Genomic DNA, 2711 nt, shown 5'->3' with positions numbered 1-2711 from the left:
GCCTTGACTCAAGTAAGATCGCCTTAAATAAAGTAGCTGTGTTTTAGGTTCAGCTATAAATGTGATATAGGGGGTGATGGTGAGAGTGTCGTTGTTATTTATGTATAAATATAAAAAACTACCCAAAAGTGGTTTGGAGCGAAAAAACAGTCCAAATTAGTCTTATCTATGGTCAAGCGATCAAATGAATCATTTTAATTACTGCTTGGATAGTTTGAAATGATGGGATCTTGTTCTAAGACTTGGGATTGTATAAAGACAAATCGGTTCTATTATCAAACTCACATGATGTCAAATCCACCATTGCATACTTCGACTGTTTTTGTTGTACCGTGCAGCCTTCATATTTGGTAATTTGAGGGCTATTTATGAGCTCTTGAAAAAAATCTTCAGGGTTATCTGCCCCGCTGATTTCTAATATCTTATAGATGATATCTTTATCGGCAGGACTGAATGATTCATTAGGTTTATACTCTCCATACATTAAGAATAATTCATTAAAATAGTTATTATTTTTCTTGTTAAATGTATACATTATAGATGTACCATTAGAGTATTTAATATCTCCATTAAAAATATGCTCATTTTCAAAAAAACCTTCATCTTGAATTTCAATAGCGTTTGTATTTTCATGAAAAAATTCTTTCAATTTACTTATATTTTCTTTAGGCAAAGAAAATGGTTTACGAGCTTGTTTTGCAGGTGTGTCGGTAATAAACGGTCTCCAGTCCGGTGCATTAACCCATTGCTGTTGAGGTTCAATTTCTAGGGTCGTTATACTCTCAGTACTGATTTGTTTATCTGGCTTTATATCATGCTGGGCGACTTCACTGGAATCAAGCGTAGGTGTGTCTGATGAAGAAGCATCACAAGCAAAAAGTAATGCAGTCATCAGTAGCGTAAGTGTTCGTGTCATTGTTTGCATACAGAGCCTTTATCGTAGTTTGTATACACTTCTATCGTTTTGCATGAGATACCACTCATACCTCGCAAATGAAATGCGTGAATATGGGTTGGAATTTTCTGTGCCTTGTTGCCACGTATAGTCCATCACTTTATTACTAAAGCCTTGATAGAATTTATATTGGTTGGCAGAGTGGGGCTCAAATATATGAGGCAATGATAAACTATGACCAATTTCATGAACTAAAGTTTCAAGATTCCCCCAAGCATTTTTAAAAATGACAGCAACATTACCCCATGAAACAGCCTTTCCATCGGTAGAATATTCTAGAGGTGCTATACCTTTTGAGTATGGGATAGCAAAATCTAATAGAAAAATATATGTTCTTTTGTGTCCTGCTGTATTAATAGGTATAGGGTTACCTTTATTGTCTGTAATCTTTCCTGCTCCATACTTGTCGTATGCATCAATAATGCCATCGCTTGCTGATTTAGAAGTGTGGTTATTTTTCTTGACAGTATTGATATAGTTTTTTATATCGGTATTATTGATAAATTCTTTTAAATCAAAGGGTTCTGTGGTTTTAATCTCTGCTCTTATCAGCGCTTGGTTAAATGATTTGTATTTTAAATACCATTCAATATCTCGTAACGCATCTTGACTTATACCTGTGGTTATTTTAGTGGGTACCAATACTAAATCAGCTTTGTACGTCTGATCGTTTTTATGTACCATCAACTCTCCTACTAAGTCTTTAGATTTGGCAGAAATAGCGTAAACAGCGATACTTTCATGCTTGCTTAATAGCTTATTTTTTATTCCCTTAACCAATACAGCCCTTTTAAGAATATAGTCTTTTCGGCTCTTACTGTTAAGTTTATCTACCACAGTCGTTTTATATGCTTGTTTGATAAATTTGTTAATTGGAATGCTTGAGGGTGAGACAGTCAATTTACTTGGGTCCGAAGACACAAATTCTAACTTTGTATATTTGTCTGTTGTTAATTTAGAGGTGTCACCGATTAGTTTTTGAAGCTCAATATCTAGTTGTACTCCATCTTTATGCATAGATGAGCCACCTTTATAAACACTATTAGTTGTATAGGGAAAAATAGCCAACCATGCAGGTAAATAATTGTATTTATGTAATAGTGGCGAGTGCATAGCACCTTTAAGATAAATATCTTTAAAATTTGATATATTTCCTTTATATAGGGGTATAGGCTTACGTTTACCTAGTACTCTTTCTATTGGATATCTATCTGCATCTCTTGGATAATCAAATCCATAACGCCCAGCCATATTTTTTGGCTGTCTAAAATGAATTGTAAACTCACGACGGCTTATTTTAAGCACTTTAAAAGGATCAGAAGGGCCAGTAGCACCTTTAGATGTTTGACTCATAGCTTCTACCTTATTGCTCGTTATCTTGCCACGGAAGCTCTAGATGAACTTCAATCTCATCTTCGCTATCAGAACGGAAACGTTCTGACCATCCGTCTTTATCGGTCATACCTTTAAATTCTTCGCCTGTTTGTTTATTAGTCGCTGTATAAGGCGTATTGGCATATGGCTCATCATCATCATCCAAAAACTGATATGCCAAACTATACACTCCATCCATCAGCGTTTTTTTCTCAGGAATTATACTAGGCAACCCCGCCAAACTCAGCCCATCCATCCCGCCGCCATCACGACTATGCTTACCAGCCTTCTCCGTAAACTGCATCGCCGCAATCGTAATATCACCGCCATCTAAAGTGATACTCGCACCGCCCGCCGTTAGCGTAATCTTATTCGTCGCCAC

At 36.1% G+C, this 2711-nt stretch carries 3 protein-coding genes; all 3 read right to left on the bottom strand.

Annotation, left to right across the window (positions count from 1 at the left end):
• Positions 1–235: 235 nt before the first annotated feature.
• On the bottom strand, positions 236–925 hold the full coding sequence (locus tag ACT3SX_RS14685) for a hypothetical protein (RefSeq protein ID WP_444761542.1): 690 nt from the start codon (positions 923–925) through the stop codon (positions 236–238).
• 9 nt (positions 926–934) lie between these two features.
• Complete coding sequence (locus ACT3SX_RS14680; RefSeq protein WP_444761541.1) at positions 935–2308, bottom strand: hypothetical protein; 1374 nt, start codon at positions 2306–2308, stop codon at positions 935–937.
• A gap of 10 nt (positions 2309–2318) precedes the next feature.
• A partial coding sequence (locus tag ACT3SX_RS14675) for a hypothetical protein (RefSeq protein ID WP_444761812.1) occupies positions 2319–2711 on the bottom strand: 393 nt, incomplete at its 5' end.

This window comes from Psychrobacter sp. AOP31-B2-9 (assembly GCF_052378005.1).
Classification (GTDB): Bacteria; Pseudomonadota; Gammaproteobacteria; order Pseudomonadales; family Moraxellaceae; genus Psychrobacter.
This window is presented reverse-complemented; position numbering and strand designations above follow the sequence as displayed.

What these genes read in the sequence shown, in the direction of transcription:
- ACT3SX_RS14685 (WP_444761542.1), bottom strand. Translation starts at nt 925, where the DNA reads ATGCAAACAATGACACGAACACTTACGCTACTGATGACTGCATTACTT.
- ACT3SX_RS14680 (WP_444761541.1), bottom strand. Translation starts at nt 2,308, where the DNA reads ATGAGTCAAACATCTAAAGGTGCTACTGGCCCTTCTGATCCTTTTAAA.